Here is a 17478-nt window from a genome sequence, read left to right on the forward strand (position 1 = left end):
CCGCGGGAGTCGCGTCATGTTGCTCAATCCCAACCACCTGCAACGCAAATACCCTGACCGGCGCTCGGCGGAGATCATGGCCTCGACGGTGGACTTCTTCGAATCGCGGGGCAAGGCGCGGCTGAAGTCCGACGATCACGAACGGGTGTGGTACTCCGAGTTTTTGGACCACATCGGACGCGAGCGCATCTTCGCGTCCCTGCTGACGCCGTCTCAGTACGGCGCCGACGATAGTCGCTGGGATACCTACCGGATCAGCGAGTTCGCCGAGATCGTGGGCTTCTACGGGCTGAGCTACTGGTACCCCTTCCAGGTCACCGCGCTGGGCTTGGGCCCCATCTGGATGAGCGCGAACGAGGACGCCAAGCGCAAGGCCGCCGCCCAGCTCGAGGCCGGCGAGGTGTTCGCCTTCGGCCTGTCGGAGCAGACCCACGGCGCCGACGTCTACCAGACCGACATGATCCTGACGCCGTCCGAGAGCGGCTGGGTCGCCAATGGCGAGAAGTACTACATCGGCAACGCCAACGTGGCGCGGATGGTCTCCACCTTCGGCAAGATCGCCGGCTCAGACGAATACGTGTTCTTCGCCGCCGACTCCCAGCACGATCGGTATGACCTGATCAAGAACGTGGTGAACTCGCAGAACTACGTGGCCAACTATGCGCTGCGCGACTACCCCGTCACCGAGGCCGACATCCTGCACCGCGGTCCCGGGGCCTTCCACGCGGCCCTCAACACGGTCAACGTCTGCAAGTACAACCTGGGCTGGGGCGCGGTCGGCATGTGCACCCACGCCATGTACGAGGCGGTCACCCACGCCTCCAACCGGGTCCTGTACGGAACCGTCGTCACCGACTTCAGCCACGTGCGGCGGCTGCTCACCGACGCGTACTTGCGGCTGGTCGCGATGCGGCTCGTCGCGACCCGCGCCTGCGACTACATGCGCGGCGCCTCGGCGGACGACCGGCGCTACCTGCTGTACAGCCCGCTCACCAAGGCGAAGATCACCAGCGAAGGCGAGCGGGTCGTCATCGCCCTGTGGGACGTGATCGCCGCCAAGGGGGTGGAGAAGGACACCTTCTTCGAGGCCGTCACCCGCGAGATCGGTTTGCTGCCAAGGCTCGAGGGCACCGTGCACATCAACGTCGGCCTGCTCGCCAAGTTCATGCCCAACTTCCTGTTCGCCCCCAACGCCGAGCTGCCGATCATCGGCCGCCGCGACGACGCGGCCGACGACACGTTCCTGTTCGCGCAGGGTCCGACCGGGGGCCTGGGCAAGGTGCGCTTCCACGACTGGCGCGCGCCGTTCGACGGGTTCGGGCACCTGCCCAACGTGGCGTTGCTGCGCAAGCAGATCGACGTGCTCGCCGACATGCTGGCCAGCGCGACCCCCGACGCCGCACAGCAGAAGGACGTCGACTTCGCCTTCGCCGTGGGCCAGTTGTTCGCGACGGTGCCCTACGCGCAGCTCATCCTCGAGGAGGCCGCGCTGTCCGACGTGGACGAGACGCTGATCGATGAGATCTTCGCCGTGCTGGTCCGCGACTTCAACGGCTACGCCGTGGAGCTGAGCGACAAACCCGCGACGACGGACGAGCAGGCCCGCTTCGCGACGCGGATGATCCGCCGCCCCGTCCACGACCCCGCCCGCTACGCCCAGATCTGGAAGGAGCACATCCTTCCCCTCAACGGCGCGTACCAGATGCGGCCATAGTTCGGCGCCGACGCGTGCGTCTACATCTGTGCCGAAACATCAATCGGGGATGTTGTCGAATGTATCGGGGTGGGGACCGGTGCGACCGGGTTCGCCACGGTCGAGGCCGCTGATGGAGTCCATCTGCTCGGTGCTCAGCGTGAAGTCGAAGATATTGAAATTCGCCTCCATCCGCTCGCGGTGCACCGACTTGGGAATCACGACGTTGCCGCTCTGGATGTGCCAACGCAGCACCACCTCCGCGGGTGTTCTGCCATGCGCATCGGCGATGCGGGTGATGAGGTCGTCGTCCAGGACCTTGCCCTTCGCGATTGGCGACCAGGCCTCCGTCGCGATCTGGTGCTGGCGGTTATAGGCATCGACCTGCTGGTTCGTAAAGTAGGGGTGCACCTCGATTTGGTTCACTGCGGGCGCGGTGTGCGATCCCTCGGCGAGTCGGCGCAGATGGGCGACCTGGAAGTTCGACACGCCGATGCTGCGTGCCCGGCCGTCCTTGGCGAATTCCTCCAGCACGTTCCACGTGGAGACGAAGTCGCCGTGATAGCGGGTGGGAAGGGGCCAGTGGATCAGGAACAGGTCGACATAATCCGTACCAAGGGCGGTCAATGTGGCGTCGAACGCGCGGCGCGCGTCATCGGGCCTGTGATGTCCGTTGTTGAGCTTGCTGGTGACAAACACCTCGCCGCGGTCCAGCCCCGCATGCCGGATGCCTTGGCCGACTTCCCTTTCATTGCCGTACATCTGCGCAGTGTCGATGTGGCGGTATCCGACCGCAAGGGCGGTACACACCGCGGCGGCGGTCTGTTCCGGTGCAATCTGGAACACGCCGAAGCCTAGTTGAGGGATGGTGTTGCCGTCAGAGCGTGATCGAAGGAATCGAGTTCATCTGCTTGGCCTCCTAGTGATTGATTGCTGTGGTTCTGCGCTGTCGCTCGGACCCCGGCAGGACGCGAAAACGATTCGCCACGTTGGTATCTCGTCTCATCTTGGCGCCTCACTTATCGGCTGGGTTGAGGGCGCGGAATACGAGGCCGGCCGTCACGCCGCCGACCACTTCCGGGACGAGGTAGATCAGCGTCGACCAGCCGAGCAACCCGCTGGCCGCGCCCCCTAGCAGGACAGCGGGGTTGAACACACCGCCGGAAATGCCGCCGACGCTCACGGCACCGACAACGACCGTGAAACCGATGGCCAACCCGTAGAAGGAGTTGTCTGCGTGGTCCTTGCTGGTTGCGACGTTGAGGACGACATAGGCCAGGGCAAAGGTGAACAAGAATTCGACGATGAGCGCACTCGTCATGGCGTCACCGCGCGGCGCGAATGCCCGGGCGGGCGATGCGCTGATGGTCGCGCCGACAACGACTGCAGCGAGCAGGCCGGCCGTGAGTTGGACTATCCAGTACCCAATCGCATCATGGACACCGATCCTGCTGCGGACGAGCGCGGCCATCGTCACCGCCGGGTTGTAGTGGCCTCCGGAGATGTGGCCGCCGGCGTAGACCATGACCATGAGGATTCCGCCAATCGCCAGCGGCGCTAGCGACGTCGCGGCCCGGGCGCTGGCGCCGACAGTGAACATGAGGAAGAACGTCCCGATGAACTCGACAGCAAGCTTGCGAGCCGTCGGACGGAGTCGCGTCCTCGAGCTCTGCGAGGGCCCGGCGACAAAGCGGGTGGATGTCATGACTGACCCCAATCAGACAGATACTGAACGTTTAGTTTATAAAATAACCGCTGAACCGCCGCTTTTTAACCCCGTGAAGCTATGACCTCGGTCTCAGTGGCCCAGCCCGCGCATCGCTGCGTCGACGATCGCGTCGGCGCCGGCGTCGTCGAGGGGCGCATGGCCCGCGACCAGGCGATACATCACCGGCCCGAAAATTAGATCAATCGCCACCTCGGGGTCGATGTCTGCGCGCAATTCGCCCCGCGCGACACCGCGGTCCCAGATCGCACGGACCAGTTTGCGCCGAGAGCCGACGAGATAGTCGCGCAGTTGCGAGCCGACTTGCGGGTCGAACTGTGCCTCGCCGACGAGTTGGGCATAGGCCCGGCCACTCTCACTGCTGTAGAAGCGGGCCATGCCGCGGAGCGCAAGGCGGAAGTCCTCGTGCGCCGATCCTGTGTCCTGATCGGCTGATTCAATCGCCATTTCCGACAGAAACGCCTCGACGGCAAGCGCGTACTTGTTCGGCCACCACTTATAAATCGTCGCCTTGCTCGCCCCGCTCCGGGCGGCAATCTCCTCGGTAGTCATCGCTCGCAGGCCGACCTCGTGCATGAGCTCCGACGTCGTACGTAGCACCGCAGCTCGGGTCTCCTGGCTGCGGGGGCGGCCTGGGCGGGCCCGGAGCTGATCCACGCGATCCGACACCTTTTCGTCGAACTGAATTGATGTTCCAACTATGGACCACCCGCCGGCGGCCGGGCTACGCCGACGCCAGTTCGTTTCGTGCGCAGCCGCTTGGATCTACCTAACGGCACCATGCCAATGCGGACTCGGAAGGCCCGATGGCGCGCTCCGTAACTTGCTCCAGCGAGCATGTGCTCTGAGCAGCGGCGATCATATTTTGTCCGAGTGCGGTTCGTTGCTGCGGGGTGATACTTGACTGTGACGCGGCTCACCGTAATATGACCAGTGGTCATCGACGCTAGGAGGCCGCATTGCCAACGGTGACTTGGGCGCGGGTCGACCCCGCCCGTCGCGCCGCCATCATCGACGCGGCGGAACAAGAATTCGGGGCGCACGGGTTCTCCCGGGGCAGCCTCAACGTCATCGCGCGGCGGGCCGGCGTCGCGAAGGGCAGCCTGTTCCAGTACTTCGCGGACAAGCGTGACCTGTACGCGTTCATCGCCGACATCGCCAGCCAGCGGGTGCGTGCCTACATGGAAGACCGCATCCGCGAGCTCGACCCGGGCCGGCCGTTCTTCGACTTTCTGACGGACTGGCTCGACGCATGGGTGGCCTACTTCGCCGACCACCCGCACGAACGCGCGCTGCACGCCGCGGCGACCCTCGAGGTCGACACCGAAGCCCGCGTCAGCGTCCAGAACGTCATCCACCGGCACTACCTGGAAGTGATGCGGCCACTCGTCCGCGACGCGAAGGTGCGCGGCGACCTGCGCGCCGATTCGGACACCGACGCGCTGTTGTCGTTGCTGCTCTTGATCTTTCCGCACCTGGCGCTGGCGCCCTACATGCGGGGTTTGGATCCGATCCTCGGGCTCGACGAACCCTCCCCGGAGCAGCCGGCACTGGCGGTGCGCCGGCTCGTCGGCGTACTGGCGGCCGCCTTCGCGGCGTCCCCGCGCCCGCCCGTCCACTCAGCCCCACAACAATCCGAGGAGGTCTCATGACACGCACGCATACGAACTCGATGGTTCGAGGGGGACTCAACTGGGACAGCCTGCCGTTGCGGCTGTTCGCCGGCGGCAACGCGAAGTTCTGGGACCCGGCCGACATCGACTTCTCCCGCGACCGCGCCGACTGGGAGCAGCTCTCGGAGGACGAACGTCACTACGCCATCCGGCTGTGCGCGGAATTCATCGCCGGCGAGGAAGCGGTCACCGAGGACATTCAGCCGTTCATGTCCGCGATGCGGGTCGAGGGCCGGCTGGGTGACGAGATGTACCTGACGCAGTTCGCATTCGAGGAAGCCAAGCACGTCCAGGTGTTCCGCATGTGGCTCGACGCCGTCGGCGTCACCGATGACCTGCACGAGTACCTCGACGACATCCCCACCTACCGGACGATCTTCTACGAGGAATTGCCGGACTGCCTCAACGCCTTGTCGGTCGACCCGTCTCCGGCCGCCCAGGTGCGGGCGTCGGTCACCTATAACCACATGGTCGAAGGCATGCTGGCGCTCACGGGCTACTTCGGCTGGCACAAGATCTGCGTGGAGCGCGGCATCCTGCCCGGCATGCAGGAATTGATCCGGCGCATCGGCGACGACGAGCGCCGCCACATGGCGTGGGGCACCTTCACCTGCCGCCGCCACGTCGCCGCCGACGACGCCAACTGGGGCGTCTTCGAAACCCGCATGAACGAGCTCATGCCGCTGGGACTGCGCCTCATCGAAGAGGGCTTCTCCCTTTACGACCCGATGCCCTTCGGCCTTTCGGTGGACGAGTTCATGCAGTACGCGTCCGACAAGGGTATGCGGCGCTTCGGCACCATCTCCAGCGCCCGCGGCCGGCCGCTCGAGGAGATCGACCTCGACTACTCGCCGCTGCACCTGGAGGACACCTTCGCCGACGAGGACGAGAAGGCCCTGGCCGCCGCGTCCGCCTGAGCTATCGACCTTGCTGCTGCCGGCCGCCGAGCCGCTCTCGCCGGCCCCGATGGTGGCGACCCGCTGCGCCCGGCTGCGCCGCGCTTGCGATCGCCACTACCCGACCCAGACGGTCTTGGCGTTGCAGAACTCGCGGATCCCGTGGCCCGCGAGTTCGCGGCCGTAGCCGGACCGCTTGACGCCGCCGAAGCCCAGCTCCGGGTAGGACACCGTCATCCCGTTGATGAAGACCTGGCCGGCCTCGATGTCGTCGATGAAGCGCTGCTGCTCGGCCTCGTCGCGAGTCCAGGCGTTGGAGCCCAGCCCGAAGGTGGTGCCGTTGGCGATCTCGATGGCCTCGTCGATGGTCTCGGCGCGGTACATCGACGCGACCGGGCCGAAGACCTCTTCGGTGTAGAGCGCCATGTCCTTGGTGATGTCGGTGATTACCGTCGGCGGGTAGAACCAGCCCGGCCCGTCGAGCGGCTTGCCGCCGGTGCACAGCTTCGCGCCGGCCGCCACGGCTTCGTCGACCTGCTTGACGATGTCGTCGCGCCCCGACTCGGTGGCCAGCGGGCCGACGTCGGTGTCAGGGTCGGTCGGGTCGCCGACCTTGAGCGCAGCCATCCGCTCGACGAACTTGTCGACGAACGCGTCGTAGATGTCGGTGTGGATGATGAATCGCTTGGCGGCGATGCAGGATTGGCCGTTGTTCTGCACCCGGGCGGTGACCGCGGTCTTGACCGCCTCGTCGAGGTCCGCCGACGGCATCACGATGAACGGGTCGCTGCCGCCGAGCTCGAGCACGGTGGGTTTGATCTCGTCGCCGGCGATGGCGGCGACCGATTGGCCGGCGGGTTCGCTGCCGGTCAGGGTGGCCGCGGCGACGCGAGGGTCACGCAGGATGCGCTCGACGGCGCTGGACGAGACGAGCAGCGTCTGGAAGCAGCCGTCCGGGAAGCCGCCGCGCGCGATGACGTCGGCGAGGTAGAGCGCGGTCTGCGGCACGTTCGAGGCGTGCTTGAGGATGCCCACGTTGCCGGCCATCAGCGCCGGCGCGGCGAACCGCACGGCCTGCCAGAGCGGGAAGTTCCACGGCATCACGGCCAGGACCACGCCGAGCGGCTGGTAGCGGATGTAGGCCTTGGACGCGCCGACCTTGCCCGCGTCGGCCGGCTCGTCGGCCAGCAGCTTTTCGGCGTTCTCGGCGTAGTAGCGAAAGCCCTTGGCGCACTTGAGTACTTCGGCCTTGGCCGACTTCAAGGTCTTGCCCATTTCCAGGGTCATCATCGCGGCGACGTCGTCGGCCTCTTTTTCCAACAGGTCGGCGGTGGCGTTTGCCCACCCGGCGCGCTGGGCAAAGGTGGTGTTATGGCGGTAGTCCTGGAATCGGGCGTAGGCGGCGGCGATGGCCGCGTCGACTTCTTCGTCGGTCGCCGGGGTGAAGGTTTTTACTGTCTCGCCGGTAGCCGGGTTGATGGTGGCGATGGGCACGCTGACATCCTTCGCTTCGGGGTTGGTAAAAGGAGCAACACCCAGCCTGCCACTATCGTTCCCTCGAGGGAGGTGCCGGATGAGTAAAGCCGCCGAGCTGATGGTCAAGTGCCTGGAAAACGAGGGCGTTTCCGTGGTCTTCGGTCTGCCGGGTGAGGAGAACATCCGCTTCGTGCAGGCGCTGGCCTCGTCGAGCATCCGCTATGTGCTCACCCGGCACGAGCAGGGCGCGGCCTTCATGGCCGAGATGTACGGCCGGGTGACCGGCCGCGCCGCGGTGGTGTCGAGCACCCTGGGGCCGGGCGCGATCAACATGCAACTCGGCGTGGCCGACGCCACCACCAACAGCACCCCATTGGTCGCGATCTCCGCGCAGGTGGGCCACGACCGGCAATTCAAGGAGTCGCACCAGTACGTCGACCTGGTGTCGATGTTCGCGCCCATCACCCGGTGGGCGGCCGGAGTCCCCACCGCGCGCGCCATACCCGAGATGTTCCGCAAGGCGTTCAAGGTGGCCGAGACCGAACGCCCGGCGGCGGTTTATCTCGCGGTGCCGGAGCACATCGATGCCGACGAGACCGACTATGACCTGACGCCGTTGCCGCGCAACGTCGTCCGTCCCGATGCGCCCGCACCCGGTCAGGTGGAGCGCGCGGTCGACATCCTGCGCAAGGCGAAGCGGCCGGTGGTGCTCGCCGGTCACGGCGCCGCCCGCGGCAACGCCACCGCCGCCTTGGTCCGGTTCTCCGAGGAATTCGGTATCCCGGTCGCCAACACCTTTCACGGCAAGGGCGTGATGCCCGACGACCATCCCAACAGCATCGGGACCCTCGGGTTCATGCGGCACGACTACGTCAACTTCGGCTTCGACAACGCCGACGTGGTCATCGCCGTCGGGTACGAGCTGCAGGAGTTCGACCCGGTCCGGATCAACCCGCAGGCCGACAAGAAGATCGTCCACATCCACCGTTTCCCGGCCGAGGTCGACGCGCACTATTCGGTGGACGTCGGGATCATCGGCGACATCAGCGCCTCTTTGAACGCATTGACGGACGCGCTCGACGGCCACGCCTACGAGGCCGATCCCGAGGTGCCCGGCCACGGCCTGCTGGCCGAGGAATTCGCTCGGGGGCAAGAGGATTCGCGTTATCCGCTCGCTCCGGCGCGGTTGGTGGCCGATACCCGCGCCGCGCTGGGCCGCAGCGACGTCGTCCTGGTGGACACCGGCGCCACCAAGATGTGGATGGCGCGGCTCTACCCGACGTATGAGTGCAACACCTGTCTGGTGTCAAACGGCTTGTCCACCATGGGTTTTGCGCTACCCGGTGCGCTGGGTGTCAAGCTGGCGCGTCCCGAGTCCAAGGTGCTGGCGGTCGTCGGCGACGGCGCGTTCCTGATGAACTCGCAGGAAATCGAGACCGCCGTCCGTGAGCGGATACCACTGGTCGTGCTGATCTGGGACGACGGCGGCTACGGCCTGATCGAGTGGAAAATGGACCTCGAGCTCGGCGCGCACTACTACGTGAAGTTCGGCAACCCCGATGTGGTGACCTACGCGGAAAGCTTTGGCGCCAAGGGGTATCGGATCAACAGCGCGGAGGAACTGTTGCCGACGCTGCGGGCCGCACTCGACGACGACGGGGTGTCGGTGATCTCCTGCCCGGTCGACTACTCGGAGAATCTGCGGCTGACCGACCGGCTCGGCGAGCTGGACGAGACGCTGTAATTCACGGACACATCCAGGCCAAGGGTGGGCAGACGCCGGTGTTCGGCGGCAGCCGCAGGCCCGGCGGCTGTCCTTGCACGATCAGCGCGGGCAGACCGGAGTCCGGAGCGAAGTAGTAGGTGTGGCAGACATTCATGTCCCAGTCCGGCATGCGCCGCATCTGGCCCAAGTTCGGGCACCACATCTGGCTGCAGATGTGTGAGGTGTAGCAGCCCGGGGGTCCCTCGGGCGGTGCGCATTCCGGTGGCTGGTTACCGCCGTTGTTCGTCGAGCAGGCGGCATGGGCGGCACCCGCCCCAAGCATCAGATCCGCCGTCCACATGAAGCCGGAGAGGGCCAGCACCGTTGCCAACCCTACGAGTGCTGTTCTCATGCTCGGCTCCTTTTCGCCGGTGGGGGTTCGGCGGCGTGAGTCGCAGTCGCGACAGACAGTTACGCGTCAGGGCGCCTGCCTGAGTTGCAGGTGATTCGTCTGTTGATACCCCGGTGGGTGGCCGCAGGCCGGCACGTTGTACATCAAGGTGCTTGTGCCTTCCAGGGTGTTCGGATCCCACGTGTCGTGGTACGGCTCATTGGGACCGGGGCTACCGTCGGCACAGCGTATGGCCCAGGTGCCTTCCATCGTCCATTGCCCGTTGATCAGCCGCGCCAGGGCCACGGCCTGGCCACCGGGTGCGGTTGCTACCGAAGCGCATCCGTCGCCGCAGGGTGTGAAGTAATAGTCGCCGGACATCTCCGATCCCCGAGGGGTTGTCGAAGTCCAGGTGTAGTGGCCGCTGATCGTCGTGTCGGCCCACGCTGCACTAGCCGTACCGACAGCTAAACCGGCGAACATGGCGGCTGCGGCGATCGCCCGTGTGATGGCCATGATCTCATCCTCCTGCTGAGCTGATACGTACGTAGCTCACAGTGACCGCTATACACCGAAGGCGTTCCGTTTGCTGTGCATTTGGCAAACTTCTATGCCACCGACTGGCCGGGCCATGGCGACGCGGCCTCGGTCAGCCGTGCCGTGACGTCGCCGCCGGCAGCGCCATCGGCCGGACGTAGCCGCCGATCAATGTCCGATGCCACCAGGCCCGCTCGCGGCGCAGCTCGGCGGGCGTCGTGAAGCGGTACTCGTAGAGCTGCGCACGCACGTAACGCGGTGGTGAATCCGGAAATGGATTGTGCCGCAACAGCCGCAGCGTGGGCCGATCGTTGCGCAGCAGCCGCTGCAGAAACGGTGTCAGCCATGGTTGCGCGTAGCCGGGCGAGATGGCGGCGAACCACATCAGCCAGTCCAGGCGCAGATGGTACGGCGCCCACTGCCGCGGAAGCCGGCCCACGGTGCCGGGCTTGCCCTTGAATTCGTATTCTTTCCACACCGTCTGGTCGCTGAGGCGGGTGTCCTCGGTGCCTTCGATCACCACCTCGCGGCGGACGCGCCCGATGCTGCCGAACGCACCGTAGGTGTTGACGAGGTGAAAAGAGTTGAACGACATGTTCATTCGCTGACGCGAGGACAGCATGTTGCGCACCGGCCAGTAACTCATGAACAACACCGCAGCCGCGAACGCGATCACCAGCGCGGCGAACCACAGCGGCGGCCCCGGCGGCGCGGGATGGGCGTGCGGACCGAGCACCCAAGCCACCGACGAGTCGTCGATGGCGCTGCACGCCAACAGGATCGTCACCCAGTTGAGCCAGGCAAAGTTACCCGACGCCACCAGCCACAGCTGGGTGACGAGGATGATCGCGGCGGCGATGCTGGCCACCGGTTGTGGCGCGAACAATCCGAACGGCACCACCAGCTGCGAGAAATGGTTGCCCGCCACCTCGATTCGATGCAGCGGCTTGGGCAGGTGGTGGAAGAACCAGCTCAATGGCCCGGGCATGGGCTGCGTTTCGTGGTGGTAGTACAGACACGTCAGGTCGCGCCAGCACGGATCGCCCCGCATCTTGATCAGCCCGGCGCCGAATTCCACTCGGAACAGCAGCAACCGGGCCATCCATAAGGTCAGCACCGGCGGCGCCACCTGGTCGTTGCCGAGGAAGATCAGCAGAAAGCCGATCTCCAGCAACAGCGATTCCCACCCGAACGCATACCAGGTCTGCCCGACGTTGACGATCGACAGGTAGAGCACCCACAGCGCCAGCCACATGAGCATGGCCGCCCAGACCGGCACCGCATCTGCCGCCCCGGCGACGATCGCCGCCGACAGCGCGGCACCGAACCAGGAGACCACCGAGAACAGGCGATCGGAATAGCGCACATGAAACAGGCTGGGCGTCCGCCAAAACGACTGCCCGGCCAAAAACCGCGGAATGGGCTGTAGTCCGTGCTCCCCGATGAGCGCCCGGAACTGCGCCGCTGCCGCGACGAACGCGAGCAGGTAGACCACCGCGGCGCCCCGCTCGAGCACCAGTCTGCCGAGCCAATATTCGGGAGCGGAAAACCAGCCCATGGCCGTAACTCCTTGGACGGTGGCGGTCACACAGACCCAGATATCCAGTCAAGCAGCCGGTAAACCGCCAGCCAATACCCTCGAGCGCTATTCGTCGCGGGACCGGCCGGCCCTATCACCGATCGTCACCGCGGACGTCAATGGCGCGGTTCGCCCCCTCGCCGCTGCGCGGCCGGGGGTGCCCCACCTCGGTCCGATCCTCGGACCGCATCGTCACCGCGGAAGCGGCGACCACCGCGAGCGAAATCAGCGCCAGCAGCTGAACATTCGCGGAATGGCCCGCGTAGCCGTCGACCGATCGCCAGGGATGCCGTGACAACACCGCGCCGGCCAGGATGAGCCCACCCGCGCTCAGGACCATCGTGGCGTGGTTCAAGCGCCGGCGGCGCAGCGCGTACCGCAGGCCCAGGGCGCCGCCGACCACCACGACCCCGACCACACCGGCGATCACCGCCCCGCAGGCCAGCACCGCGGCCGCCGCCCATGGTCCCGGCTGCCACGGCTGGGCGGGAGCGTCGTCGGCGCGCCCGCTTCGGGTGCGCCACAGCGCGAGCATCGCGAGCAGTGGCAGCAAGGCCAGCCCCAGCCCCAGACCGACCCGGTACGGCGCGTTGGACGGGAAGGTCAGTGTGATGGTGCCGGGGTCTCCCGGCGGCACCACCCAGCCCTGCTGCCACCCGTTGACGGCGACCGGGGTCAGCCGGGCCCCGGTGCTGGTGCGCGCGACCCAACCGGGGTTGATGCTTTCCGGGATCACCAGCACCCGCGGCGTGGTCGACGGCGGAGCCTGCACCTCGCGGCGGTCCGGACCCCAAGCCCGCCACACCGGAACCCCTACGGGGCTGGGCGTGGCGGCGGCCGCGGCCGACGGGGACAGGTCGACACCGTCGACGACGAACTGGGCGCCCGGGCTGATCAGCAGCTCCTGCTGGCCCGCCGGCAGCGCAATCGGGTCGCGGTCGCACGCCCGCGCCGCAACCGGCTCGTCGTCGAGCAGAGCGCCGACGGTGGTGCGGATCGACGTGTGCACGAACCGGCCCGCGACCGCGACGACCGGGCCGTGGTCGCAGTCGACGGCGATCTCGCGCGTGCGATCACGGGCGGCGTCGGCGGGCGCGATCGGGTTGCCGTCGGCACCGAGCACGGCCAGCTCGGCCAGCCCCGGCGGCTTGAGCTGGTCGAAACCCAGCGCGTTGCGATCGATGACGTCTTCCCAGTTCAGCAGGCTGACGGTGACGCTGTCAGTCACCCGGGGATGCAGCGGGAGTGTCTGCGGTTCACCGGGTTTCAACGCGCGCACCTGCGGGCCGTCGCCCAGGTTGACCGCCACCACCGTCGGATGGGCGGGCAACGCCGACCGGCTCGGCGCCAGCCGCAGCGCGGTGACCTCGGTGGGCCGCGGCAGCGTGAGCGTCAGCGTGGGCGGGGTCTTGTGTTGCACCACCCGCTGCGGTGCCGTCCATGCCGTGGACGGGTCGCCGTCGGTCGCCGCATACGCCGAGCCGAGGACGTCCACCAGGTCGGAGTCGCCCCGCGCCCGGGTGGTGTTCGGCTCGGCGATCAGGTCGGCCAGCTTGGGCCCCTGCCGTGGCCGCACCCACACCAGCGCGGTCACCGACATCGGCGCCGGAACGGTCAGCGTCCGGCTGAGATTGACCGGCTCTTCGGGCGCCAGGGCCATCGACGGCGCACAGCGCACGCCGTCCGGCGTCGACGCGCAGCCCGGCCTGCCGAGCAATTCGGAACCCAGGTCCCAGCCCGCGACCGTCGCGCCGGGCGGTGGCCCGGGAACCCGCACGGTGTGCCGCAGGTCGAGCGGGTGCGCGAATCCGGACGCGTCGTACTGGGTGATCGACAGGTCGGTGATGCCGAACTGCACGCCGGGGGACCCGTCGTCGGTGCCCGCGGCGGTGATCCGCACCCACGGCGTCTCGCCGTAGGGCAGCGCGGCGGCGAGCGGCTTGCCGGGCTCGTCGAACCGCAGGGTCGTGCTGCCGGTCGCGGTTTCGATCAGGATGCGGCGCACCTGCGCGCCGACGGCCGTCGCGCTGGGCGTCAGGGTGATCGCCGCGTTGGTCACCGGGTGGTCGAAATCGACCTGCAGCCACTGGCCGACGGCCGATTGCAGCGAGTTGGACACCCACGCGGTCGCCGGGTCGCCGTCGATGGCGGCGACGGGGGAGGTCGCCGGCGCGACGTCGGGCATCGCGGTGGAGTCCGACGACGAGCTCGACACGGTGATCCGCCCGCCGCTCCAGGCGCCGACAACCGGGTCGGCGCCGGGGACGGGGTAGTCGGGCACCCGGTTGTAGGTGTGCCGTGCGTCGCCCGCGGCCCGGATGGCCGACGAATGTTGGTCCACCCGGCCGTAATCGGTCTCGCGGGCCACCGGGGTGTCGGTGACGGTCACCGTCGGCACCGACAATCCGGCGCCGCGCGCGTCGGCGGTCATCAGCGCGGGGCCCAGCGGCGGCTGGCCCTGCAGCCGGCGCCGCTCGTCGAGGCGCAGCAGCGCCTCCGGTCCGCCGTCCACCCGGGGCAACCGGTCGACGTCGGCGAAGTACGGGGCGCCCGGATCGCCGGCGACCTCCACCCGGTAAATCTCTACGGCCGGGTAGCGCGGACGCAGTCCGCTGTCGGCGACGAAGCCCGCCAGGGTGCCGGGACCCACCGGCTCGCCGAATTGCGCCACCTTCCGCAGTCCCGGGGACCCGTCGACAGCGCGGTGTACCAGGATGGGCCGCGCCGAGCGCGACGTGTCCGGGTCCAGGTCGTTGCGCACCACCACGTACGAAATACCTTGGCGGGCAAGGGTATCAGCCAGACCGGCCGAGGGACGCCCAGCGGCGAACAGGCGTTGCACCGAGTCCAGCGCTCGGATGGTTTGCGGCGGGGTCAACGGGATCGAGTCGCGCACGCCCCACGGGCTGTTGCCGAGCACCTGCAGTGGCTCGTCATGGCTGGTGCCCCACACCTGCGTGGCGAACGGCGCCCCCGGGGTCACCAGCACCCGGCCGGGAACCGGCGTGCCCGTGTTGTGCTCGCCAAGCCAGTCTGCGGTCTCCTGCCAGTAGCGGGGAATCGCGCTGAAGGTGCCGGGTGGGGTCAGCCTGCCGGTCCACGCCAGCGAGGTGCTCACCATCAGCGCCGTCAGCACGACGATCGCCACCGCCACCCGACGGTCGCGCTCGGGGTGGGCGAACGCGCGCAGCCAGGCCGAGACGGGCTCTCGACCGGGCAGCGGTATCCGGCCCAGCACCTGGGCGATGCCCAGCACGATCGGGATCCGGATCACCGACCCCAGCTTGTGCACGTTGCGCAGCGGCGCGCCACCGGCGTCCAGGAACGCCTGCACGGCGTGCGCCACCGGCGAGCCCAGCCCTCCGCTGTAACCGGCGGCCATCAACACCACCCCGGCCAGCAACATCGTCACCAACCGTCCGCGCGCGGGCATTCGCGGGCTGGCCAGCCCGGCCAGCCCCGCCGCCGCGACCAGGCAGGTGGCCAGGACGGCCGCCGAGCCGGTCACCAGCGGGGCGCCCGCGGTGGCGGTCGGCGCCACGTACGGGGTCCAGCTGTCGGTGCCGCGCAGCATCTCGGTCAGCGACGACCATTGCGTTGTCACACCGGAGGATTCGATGAAGTCCAGGAAGGGCGGGCTGATGGCCCGCAGCATCACCAGCGCCACCACCCACCACAACATCGCCAGGAACAGCGCCACCAGCCACCACCCGGTGTAGCGCCACCACAGCCGGTTCGGCCGGTGGCACGCCCACCAGATCACCGCGGGCAGGCAGCCGGCCAGCGTGGCGATCGCGTTGACCGCGCCCATCAACGCGACGGCCAGGCCGGCCTGCGCGGCGAGCGCTCGCACCGATCGGTTGGCGGAAGCGCGCAGGGCCAGGATCGTGGGCAGCAACACCCACGGCGCCAGCATCATCGGCAGGGTTTCCGACGAGATGGACCCCAGGGTGGTCAGCACCCGCGGCGACAGCGCGAACGCGGCGGCGCCGATCACCCGTGACGCAGGGCTGCCGATGCCCAGCGCCTCGGCTACCCGCAACAGCCCCCAGAAGCCGATCGTGAGCAGCAGCGCCCACCACAGCCGTTGCGTGATCCACCCCGGTACGGAGAGCAGATGGCCGATCGCAAAGAAGGTGCCATGCGGGAATAGGTAGCCGTAGGCCTGGTTCTGCGCCTGCCCGAACGGCAGGTCGCTGTTCCACAGGTTGGTGGCCCGGGCGAGGAACCGCAGCGGGTTGGCGGTGAGGTCGAGTTTGGTGTCGGGGGAGACCCGGCCGGGGGATTGGCCGAACGTCAGCGCGCAGGCGAGCGTACCGACCAACCACAGCCATTGGCGCGACACGGGCGCGGCAGGCAAGCACGGGACCGGCGGGCCGGCCGCCGCTATGGCCGCTGAGTCCGCAGGCGGCGACCCACTGCGCTTGCGATCGCCGCTAGCTACGGTTGCCGTACTCGACCCGGTTGAGCACTGACGACTGCGGATCGCCCCCGGGGAGTGGCGGTTTCGTGTCCTGCTGCACCATCAAGGTGATCCCGAAGATCGCTGCCGCGCCGAGCAACAGACCAACCACCACGCTCGCGGCGGCGGGCGCAATGATCCGGTTCATCGACGGCTCCTAACGGCATCGGGAAAACGTGGTCGGCCTAGCGCCAACCTAGCAGAAGGGGGTCGGCGCCCCGGAGCGCTCGTCAGGGCAGGCAGTGGCCGTGAAAGCACCGGTCGCCGTATTGGACCTGGTGGGGCCCCAGCGGGTTAAGCGAAGCCGGACGGCCCCGCGCCGGTGCCCCGCCGTGGTCGGCGACGGCCAGCGTGACGCCGACCGTCGTCGCGACACCCACCGACAGACCCACCGCGATGCTGGCCGCCGCGGCCAGGGTGAAACCGGTCAACGCTGGCATCTTGGCCCCCTAGCCCCGCTGGCACCAGCCCAGGAGTGCCCCCGCAGCCGAAGAAGAAAACCCCCGACGAAAACCTCGTCGCTCCCCAGATCCGGAGGCCCGGATAGCGCCATGAAAACATGGCCCGATGTCATTTTCGCGCACCTTGGCCGTGCTCGTCTCCGTGTCGGCGTTGCTGGCGGGCTGCGCTCACCACGCCGCCCGGCCACCGGGCCCGTCGACCTCGGCCGGCAAGCCGGCGGCCGCCCCAGCGCCGCCGGCCTGCGGCGACGTCACCACGCTGCCGGTCCGCGACAAGCTGGCCCAGCTGCTGATGGTGGGCGTGAAAAACGCCGATGACGCCCGCTCGGTGGTGGACGGCTACCACGTGGGCGGCATCTTCATCGGCAGCTGGACGGACCTGTCGATCTTCAAAGGCCCGCTGGCCGATATCGCGGCGAAGGCCGGACCGCTGCCCTTGGCGGTCAGCGTCGACGAGGAGGGCGGCCGGGTGTCGCGGTTGCGGTCGCTGATCGGGGAGGCACCGTCGCCCCGGCAGCTGGCCCAGACCCAGACCGTCGTCCAGGTCCACGACCTGGCGGCCGAGCGCGGGAAGAAGATGCGTGAGCTGGGCATCACCATCGACTTCGCGCCCGTCGTCGACGTCACCGATGCCACGAGCGGCGTGATCGGCGACCGCTCGTTCGGGGGCGATCCCAACACGGTCATCGCCTACGCCGGGGCGTACGCACAAGGCCTGCGCGAAGCCGGACTGCTGCCGGTGCTCAAGCACTTTCCCGGACACGGGCACGGCTCGGGCGACTCGCACACCGGCGGTGTGGTGACACCGCCGCTGAGTGACCTGCAGAACCTCGACCTGGTGCCCTACCGGACGCTGATCACCGTGGCCCCGGTCGCGGT

14 protein-coding genes and 1 pseudogene are annotated in these 17478 nt (G+C 68.0%); 5 read left to right on the plus strand and 10 right to left on the minus strand.

Annotated features, from left to right (window positions below; all coding sequences use genetic code 11):
* The first annotated feature begins 16 nt into the window (after positions 1-16).
* A complete protein-coding gene (locus A5781_RS22350; protein ID WP_067212059.1) occupies positions 17-1714 on the plus strand; it encodes an acyl-CoA dehydrogenase in 1698 nt (565 codons plus the stop codon).
* A 39-nt stretch (positions 1715-1753) separates the two neighbouring features.
* Here A5781_RS22350 and A5781_RS22355 read toward each other — a convergent pair.
* From A5781_RS22355 to A5781_RS22365, 3 genes and pseudogenes are all read right to left on the minus strand, one after another.
* Positions 1754-2600 (minus strand): annotated as a pseudogene (locus A5781_RS22355) (aldo/keto reductase).
* Positions 2601-2708: 108 nt separating this feature from the next.
* Positions 2709-3293: an aquaporin gene (locus tag A5781_RS22360; RefSeq protein WP_067212062.1), complete on the minus strand. Its 585-nt coding sequence runs from the start codon at positions 3291-3293 to the stop codon at positions 2709-2711.
* Positions 3294-3491: 198 nt separating this feature from the next.
* Positions 3492-4088, minus strand: a complete 597-nt coding sequence (locus A5781_RS22365) for a TetR/AcrR family transcriptional regulator (RefSeq protein WP_067212066.1) — start codon at positions 4086-4088, stop codon at positions 3492-3494.
* 290 nt (positions 4089-4378) lie between these two features.
* On the opposite strand from A5781_RS22365, the gene A5781_RS22370 reads away from it, so the two are divergent.
* Both A5781_RS22370 and A5781_RS22375 read left to right on the plus strand, forming a co-directional pair.
* Complete coding sequence (locus A5781_RS22370; protein ID WP_067212068.1) at positions 4379-5071, plus strand: TetR/AcrR family transcriptional regulator; 693 nt, start codon at positions 4379-4381, stop codon at positions 5069-5071.
* A complete protein-coding gene (locus A5781_RS22375) occupies positions 5068-6009 on the plus strand; it encodes a R2-like ligand-binding oxidase (protein ID WP_067212071.1) in 942 nt (313 codons plus the stop codon). The genes A5781_RS22370 and A5781_RS22375 overlap by 4 nt, the downstream gene beginning before the upstream one ends.
* Positions 6010-6105: 96 nt before the next feature.
* Here A5781_RS22375 and A5781_RS22380 read toward each other — a convergent pair whose 3' ends face one another.
* Positions 6106-7482, minus strand: a complete 1377-nt coding sequence (locus A5781_RS22380) for an NADP-dependent succinic semialdehyde dehydrogenase (RefSeq protein ID WP_067212074.1) — start codon at positions 7480-7482, stop codon at positions 6106-6108.
* 79 nt (positions 7483-7561) lie between these two features.
* Between A5781_RS22380 and A5781_RS22385 the strand changes: the two genes are divergently transcribed.
* The gene (locus A5781_RS22385; RefSeq protein ID WP_067212076.1) at positions 7562-9208 is read left to right on the plus strand and encodes an acetolactate synthase large subunit; all 1647 of its coding nucleotides are present in this window, start codon (positions 7562-7564) and stop codon (positions 9206-9208) included.
* A gap of 1 nt (position 9209) precedes the next feature.
* Here the strand turns inward: A5781_RS22385 and A5781_RS22390 are convergent, their stop codons facing one another.
* The 6 genes from A5781_RS22390 to A5781_RS22415 all read right to left on the minus strand — a co-directional run bounded on the left by A5781_RS22390 (position 9210) and on the right by A5781_RS22415 (position 16569).
* Positions 9210-9581 (minus strand): hypothetical protein, encoded by a 372-nt coding sequence (locus A5781_RS22390; RefSeq protein WP_156622612.1) that lies wholly within the window; start codon positions 9579-9581, stop codon positions 9210-9212.
* Positions 9582-9647: 66 nt separating this feature from the next.
* Complete coding sequence (locus tag A5781_RS22395; RefSeq protein ID WP_156622613.1) at positions 9648-10076, minus strand: hypothetical protein; 429 nt, start codon at positions 10074-10076, stop codon at positions 9648-9650.
* 133 nt (positions 10077-10209) lie between these two features.
* Positions 10210-11655 (minus strand): lipase maturation factor family protein, encoded by a 1446-nt coding sequence (locus A5781_RS22400; RefSeq protein WP_067212086.1) that lies wholly within the window; start codon positions 11653-11655, stop codon positions 10210-10212.
* A 115-nt stretch (positions 11656-11770) separates the two neighbouring features.
* Positions 11771-16036: an alpha-(1->3)-arabinofuranosyltransferase gene (locus tag A5781_RS22405; RefSeq protein WP_197504016.1), complete on the minus strand. Its 4266-nt coding sequence runs from the start codon at positions 16034-16036 to the stop codon at positions 11771-11773.
* A gap of 76 nt (positions 16037-16112) precedes the next feature.
* Positions 16113-16286 carry a DUF2613 domain-containing protein gene (locus A5781_RS22410; protein ID WP_065443914.1) on the minus strand — a complete coding sequence of 58 codons (174 nt, stop codon included), beginning with the start codon at positions 16284-16286 and terminating at the stop codon, positions 16113-16115.
* 82 nt (positions 16287-16368) lie between these two features.
* Positions 16369-16569 carry a DUF2613 family protein gene (locus A5781_RS22415; RefSeq protein WP_067212105.1) on the minus strand — a complete coding sequence of 67 codons (201 nt, stop codon included), beginning with the start codon at positions 16567-16569 and terminating at the stop codon, positions 16369-16371.
* 136 nt (positions 16570-16705) lie between these two features.
* Between A5781_RS22415 and A5781_RS22420 the strand changes: the two genes are divergently transcribed.
* The coding region (locus A5781_RS22420; RefSeq protein WP_067212090.1) for a glycoside hydrolase family 3 N-terminal domain-containing protein at positions 16706-17478 on the plus strand (773 nt) is incomplete at its 3' end.

It is taken from the genome of Mycobacterium sp. 852002-30065_SCH5024008 (assembly GCF_001665645.1).
Classification (GTDB): domain Bacteria; phylum Actinomycetota; class Actinomycetes; order Mycobacteriales; family Mycobacteriaceae; genus Mycobacterium; species Mycobacterium paraffinicum.